At 70.8% G+C, this 19,350-nt stretch carries 20 protein-coding genes and 1 pseudogene; 6 read left to right on the top strand and 15 right to left on the bottom strand.

Going from position 1 to position 19,350, the window contains the following annotated elements; genetic code table 11:
- Window positions 1–98: 98 nt before the first annotated feature.
- Both CF165_RS25980 and CF165_RS25975 read right to left on the bottom strand, forming a co-directional pair.
- The gene (locus tag CF165_RS25980; RefSeq protein WP_093950185.1) at window positions 99–1,247 is read right to left on the bottom strand and encodes a Gfo/Idh/MocA family protein; all 1,149 of its coding nucleotides are present in this window, start codon (window positions 1,245–1,247) and stop codon (window positions 99–101) included.
- Between the two features lie 48 nt (window positions 1,248–1,295).
- A complete protein-coding gene (locus CF165_RS25975; protein WP_240521789.1) occupies window positions 1,296–2,048 on the bottom strand; it encodes a FadR/GntR family transcriptional regulator in 753 nt (250 codons plus the stop codon).
- Between the two features lie 72 nt (window positions 2,049–2,120).
- On the opposite strand from CF165_RS25975, the gene CF165_RS25970 reads away from it, so the two are divergent.
- Together CF165_RS25970 and CF165_RS25965 are read left to right on the top strand one after the other, a co-directional pair.
- On the top strand, window positions 2,121–3,278 hold the full coding sequence (locus CF165_RS25970) for a mandelate racemase/muconate lactonizing enzyme family protein (protein WP_093950183.1): 1,158 nt from the start codon (window positions 2,121–2,123) through the stop codon (window positions 3,276–3,278).
- Between the two features lie 664 nt (window positions 3,279–3,942).
- Complete coding sequence (locus CF165_RS25965) at window positions 3,943–5,424, top strand: non-reducing end alpha-L-arabinofuranosidase family hydrolase (protein WP_093950231.1); 1,482 nt, start codon at window positions 3,943–3,945, stop codon at window positions 5,422–5,424.
- Window positions 5,425–5,470: 46 nt separating this feature from the next.
- Here the strand turns inward: CF165_RS25965 and CF165_RS25960 are convergent, their stop codons facing one another.
- Window positions 5,471–6,565, bottom strand: a complete 1,095-nt coding sequence (locus tag CF165_RS25960; protein ID WP_093950182.1) for a hypothetical protein — start codon at window positions 6,563–6,565, stop codon at window positions 5,471–5,473.
- A gap of 107 nt (window positions 6,566–6,672) precedes the next feature.
- On the opposite strand from CF165_RS25960, the gene CF165_RS25955 reads away from it, so the two are divergent.
- Window positions 6,673–7,461, top strand: coding sequence for a phosphatase PAP2 family protein (locus CF165_RS25955; RefSeq protein WP_093950181.1), 789 nt, complete (start codon window positions 6,673–6,675; stop codon window positions 7,459–7,461).
- Here CF165_RS25955 and CF165_RS52795 read toward each other — a convergent pair.
- From CF165_RS52795 to CF165_RS25930, 6 genes and pseudogenes are all read right to left on the bottom strand, one after another.
- The gene (locus CF165_RS52795) at window positions 7,398–7,541 is read right to left on the bottom strand and encodes a S26 family signal peptidase (RefSeq protein WP_240521788.1); all 144 of its coding nucleotides are present in this window, start codon (window positions 7,539–7,541) and stop codon (window positions 7,398–7,400) included. The genes CF165_RS25955 and CF165_RS52795 overlap by 64 nt on opposite strands.
- A gap of 85 nt (window positions 7,542–7,626) precedes the next feature.
- Window positions 7,627–8,022: an Imm7 family immunity protein gene (locus tag CF165_RS25950; protein ID WP_093950180.1), complete on the bottom strand. Its 396-nt coding sequence runs from the start codon at window positions 8,020–8,022 to the stop codon at window positions 7,627–7,629.
- A gap of 5 nt (window positions 8,023–8,027) precedes the next feature.
- A complete protein-coding gene (locus CF165_RS53835) occupies window positions 8,028–8,156 on the bottom strand; it encodes a hypothetical protein (protein WP_369126865.1) in 129 nt (42 codons plus the stop codon).
- A gap of 659 nt (window positions 8,157–8,815) precedes the next feature.
- Window positions 8,816–9,046 (bottom strand): annotated as a pseudogene (locus tag CF165_RS53830) (ALF repeat-containing protein); the annotation flags it as partial.
- On the bottom strand, window positions 9,046–9,816 hold the full coding sequence (locus CF165_RS52790; protein WP_093950178.1) for an ALF repeat-containing protein: 771 nt from the start codon (window positions 9,814–9,816) through the stop codon (window positions 9,046–9,048). The pseudogene CF165_RS53830 and the gene CF165_RS52790, both read right to left, overlap by 1 nt.
- A gap of 245 nt (window positions 9,817–10,061) precedes the next feature.
- Entirely contained in the window at window positions 10,062–10,811 is a 750-nt protein-coding gene (locus CF165_RS25930; RefSeq protein WP_093950177.1) for a TetR/AcrR family transcriptional regulator, read from the bottom strand.
- 109 nt (window positions 10,812–10,920) lie between these two features.
- Between CF165_RS25930 and CF165_RS25925 the strand changes: the two genes are divergently transcribed.
- Window positions 10,921–11,127: a tautomerase family protein gene (locus tag CF165_RS25925; protein WP_093950176.1), complete on the top strand. Its 207-nt coding sequence runs from the start codon at window positions 10,921–10,923 to the stop codon at window positions 11,125–11,127.
- Between the two features lie 7 nt (window positions 11,128–11,134).
- Here CF165_RS25925 and CF165_RS25920 read toward each other — a convergent pair whose 3' ends face one another.
- The 3 genes from CF165_RS25920 to CF165_RS25915 all read right to left on the bottom strand — a co-directional run bounded on the left by CF165_RS25920 (window position 11,135) and on the right by CF165_RS25915 (window position 13,540).
- Entirely contained in the window at window positions 11,135–12,049 is a 915-nt protein-coding gene (locus tag CF165_RS25920) for an SAM-dependent methyltransferase (protein ID WP_093950175.1), read from the bottom strand.
- Window positions 12,050–12,121: 72 nt separating this feature from the next.
- Window positions 12,122–12,304: a hypothetical protein gene (locus CF165_RS50375; protein ID WP_143268661.1), complete on the bottom strand. Its 183-nt coding sequence runs from the start codon at window positions 12,302–12,304 to the stop codon at window positions 12,122–12,124.
- 150 nt (window positions 12,305–12,454) lie between these two features.
- The gene (locus tag CF165_RS25915; protein WP_093950174.1) at window positions 12,455–13,540 is read right to left on the bottom strand and encodes an epoxide hydrolase family protein; all 1,086 of its coding nucleotides are present in this window, start codon (window positions 13,538–13,540) and stop codon (window positions 12,455–12,457) included.
- A gap of 94 nt (window positions 13,541–13,634) precedes the next feature.
- Here CF165_RS25915 and CF165_RS25910 point away from each other — a divergent pair, with 94 nt between their 5' ends.
- Window positions 13,635–14,273, top strand: coding sequence for a GNAT family N-acetyltransferase (locus CF165_RS25910; RefSeq protein ID WP_240521786.1), 639 nt, complete (start codon window positions 13,635–13,637; stop codon window positions 14,271–14,273).
- Window positions 14,274–14,350: 77 nt separating this feature from the next.
- Here the strand turns inward: CF165_RS25910 and CF165_RS25905 are convergent, their stop codons facing one another.
- The gene (locus CF165_RS25905; protein ID WP_093950172.1) at window positions 14,351–15,043 is read right to left on the bottom strand and encodes a hypothetical protein; all 693 of its coding nucleotides are present in this window, start codon (window positions 15,041–15,043) and stop codon (window positions 14,351–14,353) included.
- Window positions 15,040–16,353, bottom strand: a complete 1,314-nt coding sequence (locus tag CF165_RS25900) for a right-handed parallel beta-helix repeat-containing protein (RefSeq protein WP_205660969.1) — start codon at window positions 16,351–16,353, stop codon at window positions 15,040–15,042. The genes CF165_RS25905 and CF165_RS25900 overlap by 4 nt, the downstream gene beginning before the upstream one ends.
- A gap of 108 nt (window positions 16,354–16,461) precedes the next feature.
- Here CF165_RS25900 and CF165_RS25895 point away from each other — a divergent pair, with 108 nt between their 5' ends.
- Complete coding sequence (locus CF165_RS25895) at window positions 16,462–17,541, top strand: Dyp-type peroxidase (protein ID WP_167441571.1); 1,080 nt, start codon at window positions 16,462–16,464, stop codon at window positions 17,539–17,541.
- Window positions 17,542–17,792: 251 nt separating this feature from the next.
- Here CF165_RS25895 and CF165_RS25890 read toward each other — a convergent pair.
- Window positions 17,793–19,350 (bottom strand): SdrD B-like domain-containing protein (locus CF165_RS25890; RefSeq protein WP_276209742.1); only part of this gene is annotated, 1,558 nt, incomplete at its 5' end.

Here is a 19,350-nt window from a genome sequence, read left to right as displayed (position 1 = left end):
TCCTCATACCGACGGGGCGACGGTGCAACCGGCGGGACAGCGGGGCGAGTGCCGCGCTGTGAGTCTTCAAAGCTGTGAGTCTTCAAAGCTGGGTCTTTTCATGCGGCGAAGGACGCCGTACTGCTGATGCGTTGTCCTGGCAGCCCGTCGAACAGCCCGGCCGAGCCACGGGGCCGCCACAGCGGTACCGGGCCCGCGCCGGGCACGGGGTCGAGCGCCAGTACGGCCGCCCGTTCCGCGGAGTCGAACGCCCGCTGGACGACCATCGCGTTGGCCACGCTCTGGGCAACGCTGCCGACCGGCCGGGCACCGAACTGCACGGCATCGGCGAAGTCGACGAGCTCCGCGCGGTAGCCGTTGTCGCTGCCGCGGAAGACTGTCGTGTGGGTGGTGGCGTCGGAGCCGCTGCGCGTCACGCGGCACTCCGGCTCGGATCCGGCGAGCACGAGCACGCCTTCGGTGCCGTACAGCCGCATGTCGTTGGGTTCGGACGGCACCGGGATCTCGGGGAAGGACGCGGTGTAGTTGCCGATGGCGCCTCCTGCGAAGACGAGGTTGAGCGCGAGGTCCGACGGTGCGTCGACCGTGCTGTTGGCCGCCTGCACGGCACCGTGCACCCGCGCGATGTCGCCGCAGAGCAGCCGGATCTGGGCGATGTGGTGCACGCCGAAGTCGAGGTGCACGCCACCGCGGTACTGCGGCCGCTGCCGCCACGGCGTGCCGGTGAACCCGCCCGCGCGGGGCACCGACCGCACGGCGTACCGCCACGCCATCAGGTGCGGGCGGCCGATCGCGCCATCGTCGAGCAACGCGCGGGCGTAGCGCAGGTCGTCGCGGTAGAAGTAGTTCTCGCCCACCATGAAGGTGCGGTCCGGATGCCCGGCCGCCAGGGCGAGGAAGTCCGCGGCCTGCTCCGCGTCGACGCCGGCCGGCTTCTCGCACAACACGTCCTTGCCTGCCGCGAGCGCGTCGCACGCCACCTCGTACAGGTGCGGGATCGGCACCGAGATCAGCACGGCGTCCACGTCTTCGCGGGCCAGCAACGCGGCCCGGTCGGCGGCGGCCTTCGCCGGGTCGACCCCGCTGTAGCCGGCGAACCTCCCGCACTGCTCGGCGGAAGCGTCGGTGAAAGCGGTGACCACGTACCGATCGGCGAGCCCGCGCAACGCCGGCCAGTGCAGCTTCTCGACCGCGAGACCGGTGCCGATCAGCCCCAGCCGGATCGGTGGGATCGCCGGTGCTGCCATGCCTCGTCCGTCCTCGTCATCGGTTCCGGATCTGGGTCGTGCAGTGCGCTAACGCCGCCGGGCGGCCCGCTTGCTTCGCTGTTCCTTTTCTTTCTCCGCGACGAGCGTGGAGTAGTTGTTGCTCAGGTGCTTGCGCATCGCCGCGCGGGCCGCTGCCGGGTCGCGCGCCACGAGCGCCTCGTAAATCTCGGTGTGCTGGGCCGTGGCGCGGTGCAGCCCGGCCGGCGCCTCGTTGGTGACGCGCCGGCTGGCCGTGCCGAGCCAGCGGGCGGAGTACATGATCCGGTCGAGGATGCGGTTGTCGGCCGCCCGGCAGATCTCCATGTGGAATTCGTGGTCGACCTCGAGGTAGGCCTCGGGGTCCGTCTCCAGCGCCGCCATGCGGCCGATCTCGTCCCCGAGCCGGGCCAGCGTCTCGTCGGTGATGCTGGCCGCGGCCATGGCGGCCAGCTCGGGCTCGAGCAGTGCGCGCATCTGGTGCAGTTCCTGCAGCAGCTCCTCGACGCTCTCCGCGGGCAGCCACTCGATCAGCAACGGGCTCAGGTAGTCCCACTCCGCGCGGGGGCGCACGACGACGCGGCGGCCCTGCGCGACGTCGACGATGTCGAGCGAGGCGAGGATCTTGAGCGTCTCCCGCGCCACCACGCGGGACACCCCGAACTCACTCGAGATCTCGAGCTCCGACGGGGCCCGGCCGTCCTCGATTTCGCCGCTGACGATGCGCCGGGTCAGGTGGGCCGCCACCTGCACCGGAAGAGTCCGGACCTTGACAGCGTCCGGAGACTCTTGTCTCCTTGGCATGTCATCAGCTTATAGGACAAGTTGGACCTCGCGACAGTCCGTTCTTCGGCACTACCCGGCGGCGGGAGAGCAATGCGGATCGTGAACGTCACGACGGCGGTGGTGGCCTACCACGGTGAGGCCACGCTGGTGCGGATCGACACCGACGAAGGCCTCAGCGGGTTCGGCGAGGCCAACCCCGATGCCGGCGCGGGCGCCGTCGTCGGGATGATCGCCTCCCTGACACCCCTGCTGATCGGCGAGGACCCGCGCAACGTCGAGCGGTGCTGGGAGAAGCTGCGCCGCAGCAAGGTTTTCGCGGGCCCCCAAGGCGGGGTGTTCGTGATCGCCCTGTCCGGGATCGAGCTCGCGCTGTGGGACCTCGCGGGTAAGGCCGCCGGGCAGCCGGTCCACCGGCTGCTCGGCGGGAAGTTCCGCGACCGGATCCGCCTCTACGCCGACTGCGGCGACGGCGACGACCCGGCGGGCTCGATCGCCGGGTGCGTCGACCGGGCCCAGCGGATGGTCGCCGAAGGCTTCACCGCCCTCAAGTTCGACATCGACGACCTGCACCACCCGGCCAAGTTCGACGCCTTCAACCACACGATCAACGCGGCCGAGCTGCGCTCGATGGTCGAGCGCGTGGCCGCCGTCCGGGAAGCGATCGGCCCAGACGTCGACCTGGCCATCGACCTCCACGCCCGTTACGACGTGCCGAGCGCGTGCCGGATCTCGTGGGAGCTCGAGCCGTTCCACCTGATGTGGCTCGAGGAGCCGCTGCCGGCGGAGAACGTCGACGCGCTGGTACGGGTGCGCGCGCAGACCCGCACGCCGATCTGTGCGGGAGAAAACCTTTACCTGCGATGGGGGTTCCGCGAACTGCTCGAACGCGGCGCCGTGGACGTCATCGAGCCGGACGTGCCGAAGTGCGGCGGTCTCGCCGAGGCCAAGAAGATCGCCAACCTCGCGGAACTGCACTACATTCCCTTCGCACCGCACCTGGTGTCGACGCCGCTGGGCACGATGGCCACGTCGCACCAGTGCGCGGCGATCCCCAACTTCTTCGTCCAGGAATGGCACGCCCTCGAGGAGCGCGCGGTGTGGGACAGCTACGTCCACGCCCCCGACGGAAGCGGCTCGATCGTCAAAGACGGGTACATCACGCTTCCCGACACTCCCGGCATCGGCGTGGAACTCGACATGGACGGCGTCCGTGCCCACGCCGTCGCGGGCTACGGAGTGTTCGAGTAGCGGAGCCGATCACCCGGGTGCCGAGCGGACGTTAGCTCGTCCGAGTGGTGCGATGATTCGCGTTCCGGAACAGCTACCGGCCATTCGGGCGGCTCCGGGTGACTTTTCCGTCCAGGCGAGCGGTCACCTGTTTGAAGCCGGGCCCACCGGTTTTCCGAGCGTAGGGTCATGATCAAGTTGTTCTCTCCTCGCCATGGCGGCGTACATCGTCCACGGCGTTCTCGGCGGCATTTCGATGTAGCCCGGACGCGGCCGGACCGGATGCCCATCGGGGTCCGATCCGGCCCGAGTAGCCTCGAACCCGGCGAGTCCGCACACTCGACTCGCCGGGTTCGAGCCTTCCGTCCCGGCGGTCCGGGCTCGCGGCGGTCCATGGTGAACCACGATCGCCCGTCCCGCGGACCGTGCGAGGCCCGCCGTGTCACGCCGGACTTCCGCCGAAAACCTCCCCGTTACATCTTGACGCCGTCGGCGCCATCGTTCACAGTCTCGTGGTGCGGTCAGCCGTACCGCCGATTGGCCCCTTACCCCTCCATCCCCCATGTCCCCCGCCTGGTTCGTCATCGGAAATGTTAGCGCTAACACGCCTCGCTGGACCGTCGTCCGTGCGTGGGTGTCGCCGGGGCCCGCGCCGATGCGGCTCCCTCCTGAAAGGAAGATGCTCATGTCGGTCGGGTTTGCGCGGACCTCGAGGTGGCGCCGCCGGTGGCGCCCGGGGTTGGCCGCCGCGGCGGTCGTGACGGTCGTGACGGGGCTGCTCACGGTGGCCCCCACCTCGGCGTCGGCCGCCACTGTGGACACCACCGCCTGGTACGTCCTGCTGAACCGCAACAGCGGCAAGGCCCTCGACGTCAACGGCGCGTCCACCACCGACGGCGCCAACCTCATCCAGTGGACCCGGACCAACGCCACCAACCAGCAGTTCCAGTTCGTGGACGCCGGTGGCGGCAACTACAAGCTGCGCGCGCGGCACTCCGGCAAGCTCGCCGACGTGCTGGGCGCCTCCACCGCCGACGGCGCCGCCGTGGTGCAGTGGACCGACAACGGCGGCGCCAACCAGCAGTTCAGCCTCGCCGACGCCGGCAGCGGGTACGTCCGGCTGGTCAACCGCAACAGCGGCAAGGTGGCCGACGTGCAGGGCGCCTCGACGGCCGACGGCGCCGGTGTGGTGCAGGTGAGCAGTGCGGCCGGCAACGACCAGCAGTGGCAGCTCGTCCAGGTCGACGGGGGCAGCGGCACCTGCACGCTGCCGTCGACGTACCGCTGGTCGTCGACCGGCCCGCTGGCGAACCCGAAGTCGGGGTGGGTCGCGCTCAAGGACTTCACCAACGTCGTCTACAACGGCAAGCACGTCGTCTACGGCACGACGCACGACACCGGGTCGAGCTGGAATTCCATGAGCTTCACCCCCTTCACGAACTGGTCCGACATGGCCACCGCCGGCCAGAACACGCTGTCCATCGGTGCCATCGCGCCGACGCTGTTCTACTTCGCCCCGAAGAACATCTGGGTGCTCGCCTACCAGTGGGGCGGGCCGACCTTCTCCTACCGCACCTCGAGCGACCCCACCAACCCCAACGGCTGGTCCGCACCGCAGACCCTGTTCACCGGCACCATCTCCGGTGGAGCTCCGATCGACCAGACCATCATCGGCGACGACACGAACATGTACCTGTTCTTCGCCGACGACAACGGCAGCATCTACCGCGCCACCATGCCCATCGGGAACTTCCCGGGCAGCTTCGGCTCGTCGTACACGAAGATCATGAGCGACACTCCCCTCAACCTGTTCGAAGCGCCCGAGGTCTACAAGATCCAGGGCCAGAACCAGTACCTCATGATCGTCGAAGCGCGGGGGACGAACGAGCACCGCTTCTTCCGCTCGTTCACCGCCACCAGCCTGAGCGGTTCGTGGACCCCGCAGGCCGCGACCGAGAGCAATCCCTTCGCGGGCAAGGCCAACAGCGGCGCCACCTGGACCAACGACATCAGCCACGGTGACCTGGTCCGCACCAACCCGGACCAGACGAAGACCGTCGACCCCTGCAACCTGCAGATGCTCTACCAGGGTCGCGACCCCAGCTCCGACGGCACGGACTACGGCCTCCTGCCGTACAAGCCGGGTGTGCTGACGCTGCAGCGCTGACCCGGTGACGCAGGGCGGGCTCGGTGCCGGACCGAGCCCGCTCGCGTCAGGGCCAGTTGTGCCGGCGCCGGTCGCGCTGGTACTGCAGAACACCGAACTGGTAGCGCCGGCGCTCGTCGATCCGCACCACCGCGTTGGCGGCCACGCCGCTCCGCACATCCGACGGCACCCAGCCGACTCCGGGTTCTTCGCTGTACTGCTCCTCCACCGGCTCGCCTTCCGGTGGTGTCCACACGCGGATCACGGTGAGCGGGTCTTCCACCGGGCGGCCTTCGCCAATGATCGCGAAGTACTCGTAGACGCGTGCTTCCTTCTCGAAGTACGGGCGGTGCCGCGCCACGAGGACGCCCTGGAGACGTTCAGCCTCTTTCTCGGAGATCTCCGTGGCTCTGGCGTCGGAAAAGAAGCTTCCGGCGTCGATGTTCGACAGCGTGAAGCCTTCACGCCACCGGCTGTCCCGGGGGTGGAAGTCCTCCTCCCGCCGGAACCCGTGCTTGCCGGTCCACCAGCGGACCAGGCTGGACACTTCGTCCCGGCTCCCGGGCCGGGCAATCGCGGCGTAGCCGAACCTGCCGCCGGGCGGCAGGTCGCCCCGGTACCGCTCGGCCTGGATCTCCTCGAAGCGCCGGCCCGCGGATTCGTCGATCTCCACACATTCACTGCGCTCGGACCACCCCCAGTTGCGCACCCATTCGCAGTTGATGCTGTAGACCTCTTCGATCACATAGCCGTTGCCGTCGTCCCATTTGCGGCCGACGCACGCCGGGTCGGCGACGGCCGGGTGGAACTCGCTCAGCAGGGCGTAGTACCGATACCGCGGGCCTTCGGGTTCGGTGCGCGCGCGGAGTGCCTGGATCGCCTCGAACCGGCGGGCGGCCTCCTCGCTGATCCGCACGGTCTCGCGTTCGCTCGCCCCGCGTCCCGCGACCTCCCTGCCCGGCTTGACGGCGTGCACCCATTCGAGGTCGCGATCGAGGTTCTCTTCGAGGAAAATCCCGGGAAGGAACTCCCACACCCGGACCACAGTGGACGGGTTGGTGACGTCCGGGTAGAACAGGTTGACGACCGCCCGGTACTCGTAGTCCGACGGCGGGACGGAGCTGACCGGCACGAGACCGAAGGTGTGGTCGAGTTCGCCCATGTGTTCCCCCAGAACAACCAGCCGGAACCAATTACTATCACGCCGCCGCGCTGTCGTCCTCCGTGAAACCGGTCACGGCGAGACCCGCGGTCGGCTAGGGTGACCGCGTGCGGATCCGGGCAAGCGCGCTCATCCGGAGTATCGGCGGGCGACCTGCCGTGCTCGCCGAGCTGAGCCTGCTGCTGCTCTGGTTCCTGCTCTTCGCGCGTCTCGATGCCGCTGTGGGCAAGGACTTCGCGGCCGCCAACGCCAACGCACTGGCCCTCCAGTCCGCGGAACACGCGATGCACATCGACATCGAGCGAAGCGTGAACGGTTGGCTGGCCGGGAATCCGGTCCTGAGCCAGTCGGCGGTGTACCTGTACCGGCTGTACTACGTCGTCGTCGCCGGTGTCCTGCTGTGGGTGTTCGTCCGGCACGCCGCCGTCTACCGCCAGGTCCGCCGGACGATGGTCGCGATGATGGTCCTGGTCCTGCCGGTCTACTGGGCGGTGCCGATGTCGCCACCGCGGTTCGCACTGCCGGGTACCGTCGACGTCGTGGCCCGGTACGACTTCCTGCACGTGGAGAGCTGGACGCGGCCCACCCACTACACGGCCATGCCCAGCATGCACGTCGGCTGGTCGCTGTGGTGCGCGTTCGCCGTATGGTCCGCGCTGCGGGGCACGCATCCGCGCCTGGCGCTGGTGCCATGGCTGTTCCCGCTGCTCATGGCGGCCGACGTGCTCGCCACGGGCAACCACTACGTCCTCGACATCGCGGGCAGCGTCACCCTGCTGGCCGCCTCCGTCGCCGCCGCGTCGCTTTGGGGCCGCCGGCTGCCGCCCCGCCGTCACTCACGGGACACGAGCCGCACCACCACGCCGACCATCCTGTCCCGCGGCACGAACCCGTAGTGCCGGGAGTCCCAGCTGGCCGGCCGGTTGTCCCGGCCAGGGCGCGCGCAGCCGGGATCAGGTGGTTCGGTGAACGCCATCCCGCCATGGTGGGCGCGATCCCGCGCCGGCGGGCGCGGTTGGCGAAGATGGCGGCCGTCACCAGCGTCGGCCCGTCACCCACAATCAATCTTCGATTACCGGCCTGACCGGAGAGAGAAACGGGTCCAAGCGCTGGCGTATTTCACCGCGAGCCATGACTCGCACCCGGAAAGCGCCAGGGCCAGGCGGCGTGTCCATGTCGTCCGACCGTTCGTACAACATGCCCCAAGACCCGGGAAAGCGCCGAGCGACGTACTCCAAGAGCGCGGTCAGCTCGCGCTCTTCGTCCCGGCGCCGGTTCGGCACGCCGTGCACTGTCAAGAAGTGCAGGCCGTTGAAGACCTTGAGTGCCGCCTCACCCGAAGACCAGTCTATTTCGGACACCTTCACACGCAGCTCGGCCAACAGGCCGTCAAATTGCTCGTCCTCGATTTCTTCCGGAGTTTCCGCCAGCCCAAACCAGCCATGAAATTCATACAATCAAATCACCCAAGCGGTCCGATGTCGACAACAGCCTTGATACCATACCGTCGCTCGTACTCAGCCAACTTGACGAGCACCTCGGGATCCGGCGGTCCCTCGAAGTGAAAGTACGGAATACGACCGGATCGAATGGCGAATGCGAACGTGCTCTTGGCCTGCTTGCGCCAAGAGCTGCCGATCTTGAGCCGACCAAGTCCTGTCCGCCGGCGGCGCGCAACGCCGCTTCGTCCTCGGCGCTGAGCGGGCCTGACTGCCCCTGCCCGCTCGCTTGCCGCCGCTGTTCCTCCTCGTTCTGACGGTCCGCGGCGAACTTGGCCGCGTCCGACGCCGCCTTGGCCGCTTCGGCGGCGTCCTTGCCCGCCTCGACGGCGACGGCACGGGCTCGCTCGGCGTACTGCTGGGCCGAGCTCGCGGCCGTGCTCGCCCGCGTGGCCGAAGCCCGGGCCTGGACGGCCGAATTCGCCGCGCTCCTCGCCGCTTGCTGGGCGCTCTGCGCCGCGTTCCGGGCCTGCCTCGCCGATTCGGCGGCCTGTTCCGCGGACTTCTGCGCCTGGTTCGCCGACTCGTTCGCCTGGTCGGCATAGATCTTCGCCTGGTCGACCTGCCGGCGGGCCTCGTCGGCCGCTGCGGCCGCCTCGGTCGCGGCGTTCCGGGCGCGAGCCGCGGCTTCGGCGGCCCGCGCCGCGTCGGCCTGGGCGTTCGCGGCGATGCTCGCGGCCTCGGTGACGTACCGGTGGACGTCGGCCGCGTGCGTGGTGGTGTCGATGTCGCGTTGTTCCGCCTTGAAACGCTCGGTGCCGAGGAAGTCCTTCAGGTACGACACCGGGCCGGCGAGCGCGGCCTCGGCGGCCGCCTTGACCTCGGGACCACCGTTCGTCAGGGCCTGGGTCACGACGATCCGGTCGTCGTGTTCGGCCGCCACGTACTGCCCGGTCCGCAGGAATTCGGCGACGTCGCCGGCGGTCCCGCTGAGGGCCCGGTTGGCGGCCTCCTTGGTCGCCGGGCCGCCGTTGTTGAGGATCAGCTGCGCGGCGATCCGGTCGTCGTCGGCCTTGCCGGGGTAGGCACGGTCCGCAGGAAATCGGCCACTCCTGCGTCCGCTCCGGCGAACGCGGTCAGCGCGGCCTGCTTGTACCGCGGATTGGTGGTCTCGTCGGCGAGCGCGACGACGCTGGCACGGTTGTCCTGCTTGGTGGAAACGGCCAGGCCGTTGCGCAGGAACTCGCGCAGGCCGGCTTCCTCGCCGCTCAGGGTCGAGGCGGCGGCGGCCTTGGTCCACGGGCCGCCGCTGTCAAGAAGCTGGACCGCCGCCTTGCGGATGTCGAGGATCACCGTCTCCGGCGCCGTGGCCGGGTTCGCCGCCTCATCCAGCAGCCGCTGGGTCTCCGCCGCCCGCTTCGCCGCCTCCCCCGCCTTCCAATCCCCCGCCGCCGTACGCGCGTCCTCAGCCTGCTTCGCCGCCTCCGCGTCCGCGATCGCCTGCGCCTTCTGCGCCTCCAACCGCGCCGCATCCGCATCACGAGACGTCTTCTCCAACGCCGCCGCCTGCGTCGCTGCCGTGGTCGCGGTGTCCGCCGACACCTTCGCCGCCGCCGCATACCGGCCCGCGGCATCCGCGTCCTTCTTCGCCTGATCCGCCGCCGCAGCCGCCTGATCCGCCGCAGTCGCGGCCGCATCCGCATGCGCCGCCGACGCGTTCGCCGCATCCCGCGCCTGCCGCGCCGCCCCCGCAGCCTGACCCGCCAGCGACTCCGCCGCACTCGCCGCCCGACTCGCCCCTCCCCAGCCCACGACAACACCCCGGCCGCCACGAGGGGACGCGCGCACGAGTTCCCAGTACGCACAAGAAAGAAGAGAGCGCTTACCGCCCTGGCCCCGCTCTGGATCTCCCCCAAAGCGGTCGAAAAGTAGCAGAGACACCGAACCGGCCGGAAGCCGCAAACGGGTGAGCACCACCTCACGAGTCAACCTGACAGACATTCATTGACGCCACGCCCGGAACGTGATCGGAGCCGGCTCGCGTCCGGCGGGCCGAGTCAGCCCAGCTGATCGAGCCGTTCGAGCCAACGGTCGAGCAACGCGGCCTCGGCCGACTCCAGGTTTTCCGTACCACTGAGGGAAAGTCGGTAACGCAGCTGCCGGGCGGCCGCGCCGACCGGGTCGGGGCCGGGCTGGGTCTCCGCGTCGGTGAGGATCGCTGCGAAGACCGCGTCTCGGGCGCGCTCCGACAAGGCCGGGTCGTCGTAGAGGGCCGGCTGGGCGATGCGGCCCAGGGCGACCCCCACGTTCGCCGACAAGACCAGCTGGGCCGCCTGGTGCGGTGTCGTCCGCAAGGCTCCGGCCGCGGCGCATCGCACCAGCGTCGCCTCGAGCAACTCCAGGATGCGCCGGTGGGCCGTCGAGGCCGCCTGGGGGCGGGGGGCGAACATCAGCTGGTAGAGCGCCGGGTTCTCGGCCGCGAACGACATGTGGTCGGCCCAGCCCGCATGCAGGTCGGCCACCGGGTCGCCGGTGACCTCCAGTTCCTGCTTGCGCCGCGCGTACCGGTCGAAGCCCGCGTCGGCGACCGCGTCGAGCAGGCCGCGCTTGTCCCCGAAGAGCCGGTAGAGGACCGGCTGGGTCACGCCGACCTCCTCGCACACCGCGCGGGTGGCGATGTCGCCGTCCGCGGAGCCGGCCAGCTGCCGCTCGGCCGTCTCCACCAGCGCCGTGCGCACCGTGACGTCGTCGGCCGGGCCTACCGCGCCGCGACGGCGGCGACGGGCCGTCTCTGTGTCAGACACCATGAATCGATGATACGACACCGCGCTAGCGTCGATTCGAGCTCCGTGCTACGGTTGTCGTATCATCGAAACGATGCGTAGATATCACCACTAACTCCAGCAAGGGAACGACATGCCTTTCGCCAACCTCAAGGTCCCCGCCGACACCCTGACGCCGGAGTCGAAGAAGAAGCTCATCGACGCCGTCACCGACGCGTACGTCGGTGTCTACGGTGAACGCGCCCGCGCGACCACCCTCGTGCTCGTCGACGAAGTCGCCGATGGCGGGTGGGGGCTGGGCGGCAACGTCCTGACCGCCGAGATGCTCGGCCGCAGCTGATCCGGCGCTACTTCTTCTCGAGAGTGCCGCTGACGTACCGCATGTCGCCCATCCGGGCGTCGTCGTCGCTCAGGGGCGGCAGGTCGTGGGCGGCGAGCAGGTCCCGGATCGTGATCGCGTCCAGCGCCCAGCCGCGGTCGGCGAGGTAGGGAGCCGCCTCGTTGCGCTCACCGTAATAGCGCAGGCTCGCCATGTCGGTGTCGAAACTCCGCGCACTCCAGCGCTCGGAAATGCGCCGCAGGCGGTCCTTCGTCCTGTCCTCGTCGCCCGGCCGCGGGTTGGGCTTGCTTTCGGTGGCCAGCCGGCTGCCCGGCGCGCTGAGTTCGGTGATGGTGTCCAGCAGGCGGTCCTGCGCCTCCGGCGGCAGGTAGCCGAGCAGGCCTTCGGCGCTCCACGCGACCGGCCGGGCCGGGTCGAACCCGGCGGCGCGCAGTGCGCCGGGCCAGTCGTCGCGCAGGTCGGCCGCGGCCACTCTCCGGTCGGCGGTGGGCTCGGCACCCAGTTCGGCCAGCGCGCGCGTCTTGAATTCGGCGACGCGCGGCTGGTCGACCTCGTACACCACCGTCCCGGCCGGCCAGGGCAGCCGGTACGCGCGGGAATCCAGCCCGGAAGCCAGGATCACGGCCTGCGTGATGCCCGCGTTCGCCGCTTCGAGGAAGAACTCGTCGTAGAACCTGGTCCGGATCTTCGCCACATCGATCCAGACCTCCTCGACGAGGTCGCCGGGCGGCACTTCGCCGCTCGCCAGCCGGGTGAGGAGGTCGACGCCGACCGCCCGGACGAGCGGTTCGGCGAACGGGTCGTCGATGAGCCGCCGGTCCGTGCGGGTCGCGATCGCACGGGCCGCCGCGGCCATCGTGGCCGTCGCGCCGACACTGGAGGCCAGATCCCAGGTGTCGCCCTCGCGCCTGGTGGAAGTCATGCGCTGCCCCGGCTTTCTCCCGGCTCCACACGGACAAAGCCGAAGATTCGTCCAAAGTGGAGGAATGCCCAGCTAGGGATTGTCGGTGTGCCCGCCGGTATGGGCCGGGGTGTACACCGGCTGGAGGAACAGGCTCCCGTACCGGTCGTCCTGGGACGTGGTGAGCGCTTCGGGCCGGGGCTGCTCGGCGACCGGGTGACTGAACAAAGTGTCCACTGTGGATTTACTGATGGAGTTTCCTTTCGCGGATGCCACCGGTTCACGATGGCATCGAGGACGTGGAGTGCGTCGCCGGGACGACTGGTCGCGGCTGATCACGATCGAGGTGCCGGACTGTCCGTGAGGTGGCAGGGCACGCCGTCAGCGGCCGCCACCGGCACACGAAGCTTCTCGGACACCCCCAGCCTACACGCCCGGCAGGTCGAGGAAGAACTTGCGGACGTCGGCGGCGAACAGGTCCGGCACCTCCATCGCGGCGAAGTGGCCGCCGCGGTCGAACTCCGACCAGTGCGTGATGTCGTACCGCCGCTCGGCCAGCGGGCGCACCGGCAGCGTGATGTCGTGCGCGAACACCGCCACCCCCACCGGCACCGGGCACGGCTGGGCGGCTCGCGGGGCGTCGTGGTGCAGCCGTGCCGAAGAAGCCGCGGTGGCGGTCAGCCAGTACAGCGAAACGTCGGTGAGCAGCCGGCCGTCGCCGATCCCCGAACGAGGATCCGTCCACTGGGCGAACCGCTCGGCGATCCAGACGAGCTGGGCGACCGGCGAGTCGGTCAGCGCGTAGCCGATCGTCTGCGGGGTCACGGCCTGCAAGGCCTGGTACGGCGGCCGGTTCGCCACCAGCTGCCGGACCTTGTCCAGCCGGGTTTCGTCCGATTCGGACAGCTCGACGCCGTCGCCCGGGTCCGGCCGCGTCGGCAGGAAGTTCACGTGCACCCCGACGACCCGCTCGAGGGCCACCGCACCGAGCGCCAGCGAGATGCCCGAGCCGAAGTCGCCGCCCTGCGCGCCGTAGCGGTCGTAGCCGAGGCGGCGCATCAGCTCGGCCCACGCCCGCGCGATCCGGACGACGTCCCAGCCGCGCTCGTGCGTCGGCCCGGAGAAGCCGTACCCCGGGATGGACGGGATGACCAGGTGGAAGTCGCGCGACAGCGGCTCGATCACGTCGGTGAACTCCAGGAACGACCCGGGCCAGCCGTGGGTGAGGACCAGCGGGAGCGCGTCCGGGTTCGCCGACCGGACGTGGACGAAGTGGATGTTCTGGCCCTCGATCTCGGTGGTGAAGTGCGGGAGCTCGTTGAGCGCGGCTTCCTGCTCGCGCCAGTCGAAGCGGGTGTGCCAGTGACCGGCCAGCTCCTTCAGCCGCGCCAGCGGGAAGCCGTAGTCCCACCCGGCCCCGGCCACTTCGTTCGGCCAGCGGGTGCGGGCGAGGCGGTCGTGCAAGTCGTCGAGGTCGGCCTGCGGGACGTCGATGCGGAACGGCTCGATCATGGCTTGGCTCCTGTCGTTTCTGTTGGCTCAACCAACGATAGCAGATTCGTTGGGTGAGCCAACCAATATCGCCTCGGTGCTACCATCACCGGCGATGAGCTGGGCGGGGTGGAAGGTGCGGTTGCGGGAGGTCCGCCCGGCGGACCGGCGCACCCTGATCGGGTTCGACCGGGACTCCGCCCGCGTCCGCGACCCGCAGATCGGCGGCTACCGCCACTGGGCGACGCACCGCAGCGGCGAGGACGGCTCCGGTGACGACTTCCACTTCGCGATCGAGACACTCCACAACCGGACGCTGGTCGGGTCGATCTGGGTCCAGGCCGACCCGGCTTCCGGGCGGTTCAGCTACGGCATCGGGATCGGGCCGCAGCACCGCCGCTGCGGGTACGCCGCCGACGCCGTCACGACCCTGCTCGCGGTCATGTTCGAGCTGCGCGGCTACCGCAAGTGCGAGGTCAGCGTCAACGGCGGCAACTTCGCCTCGCTGGCCCTCCACGGCGAGCTGGGCTTCCGCGAAGAGGGCAGGACGCGCGACACCGAGCTGCTCCGCGGCGAGATCCGGTATCCGGTGCTGATGGGGCTGACGGCGGACCGGTTCGCCGAGCACCGCCCGGCGTTCGTCGCCGCCCGAGGTCCGGTGCGGCCCTCACGGGGACGGCACTGGCGCACCCCACGGCGCGGACGGCACTGGCGCCCCGACCACCTGCGGCGGCTCCCCCGGCCGACCCGCTGAGACTCCCCGGCGCCGCGGCTTGTCGTGGGTGAGAAACAGGGTTCTAACACTGTTTCTCACTCACGACACCCGCCCCCTCAGCGCGCAAATGCCGCCACCGGTCCCGGCGCCGGAGACGCCGCCGGCGCGAACGAAACGACCACCGGGTCCGGCCGGTCGCCGACCCGGGCCTCGACCCGGCGCAGCAGACCCGCCGTGTCCAGCCAGTACTGGACCCGGGCCGCCTTCGCCGCCTCCTGAGGGTGGGCCGGCTGGGGTCCGTCGATGACGTCGACCGGGGTGTCGCCGACCGTGTCGGTGCGGACCCAGCGGGCCGAGCTCTGCCGGAGCAGCTGGACGTTGTCCGGGCGGTCCGTGCCCAGCCCCAGCAGGAGGCGCAGCGCCGTGTCGAGTTCCGGGCCCTGCTGGAGCGGCCGGTACTGCCAGCGGTCGGCCGGCGGCGGGTCGGTCGCCGTCTGGCCCGGGCCGCCGCGGAAGGCCACCGCGGACGGCGTCCACTGCAGCAGTCCACCGGACGCGTCGTCGTGGCGGCCGTCCGTGCTCATCTCCGCGTAGCCCAGGCCCTCGACGAAGTCCACCCGTCCCCGCAAAGCGATCCGGCCGGCGCCGGTCGGCACCGTGGCCGTGAAGTTCTCCGCCCGGAACCGGTAGTTCGCGAACCGGGCCAGCGCCAGCCGCTCCGCCTCCGCCGCGGACAGCGGCCGGGGCTGCGGGCCGGCGCCGCACGCGGCCACCAAGAGCACCGCGGCCAGCGCCGCCAGGCGCTTCACGGCTTGACCCCGGCGTGCTCGGCCAGCAGCGCGAGCGGCGGCACGGGGTAGCTGTCGAGGTCGACCGGCCCCGGCAGTCCCCGCGCCGGCCGCGGAGGCGCCGTCGCCGCGGCGGGCAGGTCCGGCTGCCTGGGTGGGGCGGCGACGTCGGGGAACGGCACGCCGCGGGGTGCCGGGGGCAGGGCGAGCCGCACGCCGGCGGCCTGGGCGAGAGGCGCCGGGCAGGCCATCGTCCCGGCGAGGCCGTCCGGGGCCGTACTCGTCAGGACGTTGTCCTGCAGGCAGTTGCCACTCCCCGGCGCCCGGTCCGAAGCGGCGTAGACGACGTCGACGCCGTTGCCGGAAAGCACGTTCCCGACCAGCCGGTTGTCCGACGGCGCCAGGTCTTCGGCCGACGCCAGCGCGATCCCGGCGCCGGGGTTGCCGGTGACCAGGTTGCGGGCCAGCAGGTTCCGGGTGCCGCCGGCGATGCCGATGCCCACGCCGAACCCGCCGTCGGCCTGCGCCGGGCTGCCCGGCTGGGCGTTCGCCGCGACGAGGTTGCCGACGATCGCGGCGTCCCGCTGCGGCACGAACGCCTCCTGGTAGTCCGAATTGGCCGACAGGCCCACCCGGTTGCCGACGAACCGGTTGCCCACCACGGACATCCGCCCGGACGCGTTCGTGCCCTCGTAGCCCACCGCGTTGCGTTCGGCGACGTTCCCCCGGACCGCGATGTCGCACGGGTTGCACTGGCCGACGTAGAACCCCGAGTCCGCGCTGCCGGAGGCGTAGCTGTGCTCGATCAGCCCGTGCTGGGAGTCGAACGCGTAAACGCCGTACAGCCCGTTGTTGCTCGCCGTCACGTACGAGACGCGGAAACCCTGCACCGGCGGGAACTTCGCCGGGTCGAGGCGGGTGTAGCCGTCGCTTCCCCTGGCCAGTCCCCCGGTCTCGTCGGCCATGCCGGTGACGAGGACGCCGTTGAGGACGTGGTCGCGGACGGTCAGGTTTTCCACCGCGACACCCGGCGCGGTGACCACGATCCCGTTGGCCCGGCGCACTTCGCCGTCGAACACCACCCGGTTCCGGTCGGTGCCGCGCAGCACGAGGCCGGGCACGGTGATCCGCACCGACTCGCGGTACACGCCCGGGGAGACGAGCACCAGGTCGCCCGGCCGCGCCGAGTCCACGGCCTGCTGGACGGTCGGCGCGTCCTGCGGTACCCGGATGGTCGCGGTTCCGGCGGCGTCCGGCCGGAACGACCGGTCGGCGGAAGCGCAGCCGGCGACGGCCAGCGCGCAGAGCAGGAGGACGGGAAGCGGACGCACGGCGAAACCATAGGAGTGTTCCGCACCGCGCAGCCCGAACGACGCGAAATGCCACCTGGTGGAGTGACAACCACCGGTTCCGCGGTGGCGAGGCGGCACAATCCGCGCGTGGCCACTCCTCCCCCGTTGTCCCGCCGCGCGCTGCTGCTCAGCGCCGGTGCCGCCGGCCTGCTGTCCGCCTGTTCCGCCCCGGCCGCCGCCTCGGACCCGGGAGTGGTGGACGTCTTCGGTGCGCAGCAGGCCGGGATCGCGCGGCCCGCACCGCCCCAGCGGCACGCCGACGTGTCCGTCTGGGACGTTCCCCCGGGCGCCCGGCTCGGCGCCCTCCTGGCCACGCTCGGGCGGCGGACGGCGGCGTTGTGCGCGGGCGGGGACGCCGCGCTCGCGGACCTCCCGCCCGCGCGGCTGACGGTCACGGCCGGGCTCGGCCCGCGGATCGTCGCGGCCGCCGGGCCGGACCTGCCCGGCGCGCAGGACCTCCCGGTGTTCCCCGGCGACGACGTCGACGACCACCACCGCGGCGGCGATCTTCTGCTGCAGGTGTGCGCGGACGAGCCTCTGGTCGCCGCCCTCGCGGTGACCGAGCTGACGGCCGGCACCGGACTGACCCCGCGGTGGCGGAAAACCGGCTTCCGCGGACCGTCCGCATCGGACGGTTCCGCGCGCAACGTCCTCGGCTTCGCCGACGGCATCGTGGTGCCCAAGAGCGACGCCGAGCTGACCGCCGACGTCTGGCTCGACGGCCCGCCCGCGGTCCGCGGCGGCACGATCGCGGTCGTGCGGTCGATGCGGCTGGACACCGCGGCCTTCCACGCGCTGCCGGTGACGCGCCAGGAGCAGGTCATCGGCCGCCGCAAGGCGACCGCGGAACCGTTGTCCGGCCCCGAACTCGACCTGGGGGCCAAAACCCCGGACGGCGAGTACCTCATCCCGGCCGACGCGCACATCCGGCGAGCCCACCCGCTCACCGTCGGCGCCGGAGTCATGCTGCGGCGGTCGTACAACTCCGACGAGGGCCTGCTGTTCATCTCGTTCCAGAAGGAACTGCGCACCTTCGTGGCCACCCAGCACCGGATGAGCGACGGCGACGCCCTCCTGCGCTACGCGACGACGACCGCGTCGGCCACTTTCCTGATCCTGCCCGGCTTCAGCGCCGACGTCCCGCTCGGCCACGGCTTGCTTGCGTGAACTCTGCAAACCCTCGTTGATCCACCACCCCGAAGCTGGATTGTGACTACGGCCGGCAGCACCGCGTCAAGGCGGGAAAGCGTGCCTTGACCCGGCACTACCGGCCGTGTTCTGGCTTCGTATCGGGGTGCCAGGGGGAGGTCTGGGTGGGGCGCCGTTCACGCCGGTTCGGGGTTCGGAAAGGGGCGCTAAGACTTTGCCGGAACCCTGGGGTGAAGGGTGGGCGCCCGGTCGGGCGCCCACCCTGACGGTCATTCGATCCTGCGGGACCGGCGCGCGGCCAGCAGTGCCGCGATGCCGGCGGCCACGGCCAGACCGCTCAGGCCCAGGAGCCAGAACCCGGGGAAACCGGTGCCGGCCAACGGACCCTTCTTCGGCGGCGTGACCGGAGCCGGGGCCGACGTCGGGAGCAGACCGGCGTCCGCACCCAGGTCTTCGCGCTTCGCCGGGCCGACGGAGAGCACCGGGGTGCACCCGTCGGACGGCTGGGCGTCGGAGTCCCGCAGGTCGTCGGTGCCCACGTCCGGCTGGGTCAGCTTGCGGCCGCCGGTGTCGAAGCAGACCTTGTACCCGCCGTCGGGAAGGTTGTCGAACAGGTACTTCCCGCCGCTGTCGGTCTTCGTCGACGCCAGCTGCTTGCCGGTGCCGTCCTTCAGCACGACCGGCACGTCCGGCACGCCCGGCTCACCCGGGTCCTGCAGGCCGTTGCCGTTGCGGTCGAGCCACACGAAGTCGCCGATGCGGTTCCTGGGTTCGACCAGGCCCGCGTCGAGGGTGAGGTCCTCGCGCTTGCCCACGCCGAGGGTGACCACCGGCGTGCACCCGGTCGCCAGGCCGGCGTCCGAGTCCGTGCCGTCGTCCCCGGCGTCCGGCTTGGTCCACTGCCAGCCGGCGTACTTGCCCGTCAGCTTCGAACGGTCGAAGCACACCTGGTAGGACCCGTCCGGCAGGTTGTCGAACGAGTACTTCCCGTCCGGCCCGGTGCTCGTGCCGGCGAGCTGCTTGCCGTTGCCGTCCTTGAGCACCACCGGCACGTCCGGCACACCCGGTTCACCCTGGTCCTGCAGGCCGTTGCGGTTCAGGTCGGCCCACACGAAGTCGCCGAGGCGGTTCGGCGGCGAAACCAGACCCGCGTCGAGGGTGAGGTTTTCCCGGTTGCCCACGCCGAGGGTGACCACCGGGGTGCACCCGGTCTCGGTGTTGGCGTCGGAGTCCTTCCCGTCGTCACCGGCGTCCGGCTTGGTCAGCTTGTAGTCGGCCACCGGTGCCGGCAGGTGCGCGATGTCGAAGCACACCTGATACGACCCGCCCGGCAGCTTGTCGAACAGGTACTTGCCGCCGCTGTCGGTCTTCGTCGTGGCCAGCTGCTTGCCGTTGCCGTCCTTCAAGACCACCGGCACGTCCGGCACACCCGGCTCACCAGGGTCCTGCAGCCCGTTCGCGTTGAGGTCCTTCCACACGAAGTCACCGAGGCGGTTCGTGGGTTCGACCAGGCCCGCGTCCAGGGTCAGGTCCTCCGGGCGGTCGATCCCGAGGGTCGTGACCGGCGTGCACCCGGTCGCCGGGTCGGCGTCGGAGTCCTTGCCGTCGTCGTCGGGCACGTCGGGCTTCGTCCACTGCCAGTCCGCGTAGGCCGGGGGCAGCTTGGCACGGTCGAAGCACACCTGGTACGCGCCATCGGGCAGCTTGTCGAACAGGTACTTCCCGTCCTGGCCCGTCTTCGTGGTCGCGATCTCCTTGCCGTTGCCGTCCTTCAGCACCACCGGCACGTTCGGCACGCCCGGCTCGCCCGGGTCCTGCAGGCCGTTG

The sequence above is a fragment of the Amycolatopsis vastitatis genome (assembly GCF_002234595.1).
GTDB lineage: Bacteria > Actinomycetota > Actinomycetes > Mycobacteriales > Pseudonocardiaceae > Amycolatopsis > Amycolatopsis vastitatis.
This window is presented reverse-complemented; position numbering and strand designations above follow the sequence as displayed.

Coding starts and splice junctions, on each gene's coding strand:
- CF165_RS25915 (WP_093950174.1), bottom strand. CDS start 13,540: ATGATCGAGCCGTTCCGCATCGACGTCCCGCAGGCCGACCTCGACGAC.
- CF165_RS25965 (WP_093950231.1), top strand. CDS start 3,943: ATGTCGGTCGGGTTTGCGCGGACCTCGAGGTGGCGCCGCCGGTGGCGC.
- CF165_RS25920 (WP_093950175.1), bottom strand. CDS start 12,049: ATGACTTCCACCAGGCGCGAGGGCGACACCTGGGATCTGGCCTCCAGT.
- CF165_RS25925 (WP_093950176.1), top strand. CDS start 10,921: ATGCCTTTCGCCAACCTCAAGGTCCCCGCCGACACCCTGACGCCGGAG.
- CF165_RS25910 (WP_240521786.1), top strand. CDS start 13,635: ATGAGCTGGGCGGGGTGGAAGGTGCGGTTGCGGGAGGTCCGCCCGGCG.
- CF165_RS25970 (WP_093950183.1), top strand. CDS start 2,121: ATGCGGATCGTGAACGTCACGACGGCGGTGGTGGCCTACCACGGTGAG.
- CF165_RS25980 (WP_093950185.1), bottom strand. CDS start 1,247: ATGGCAGCACCGGCGATCCCACCGATCCGGCTGGGGCTGATCGGCACC.
- CF165_RS52795 (WP_240521788.1), bottom strand. CDS start 7,541: ATGGCGTTCACCGAACCACCTGATCCCGGCTGCGCGCGCCCTGGCCGG.
- CF165_RS25975 (WP_240521789.1), bottom strand. CDS start 2,048: ATGCCAAGGAGACAAGAGTCTCCGGACGCTGTCAAGGTCCGGACTCTT.
- CF165_RS25930 (WP_093950177.1), bottom strand. CDS start 10,811: ATGGTGTCTGACACAGAGACGGCCCGTCGCCGCCGTCGCGGCGCGGTA.
- CF165_RS25960 (WP_093950182.1), bottom strand. CDS start 6,565: ATGGGCGAACTCGACCACACCTTCGGTCTCGTGCCGGTCAGCTCCGTC.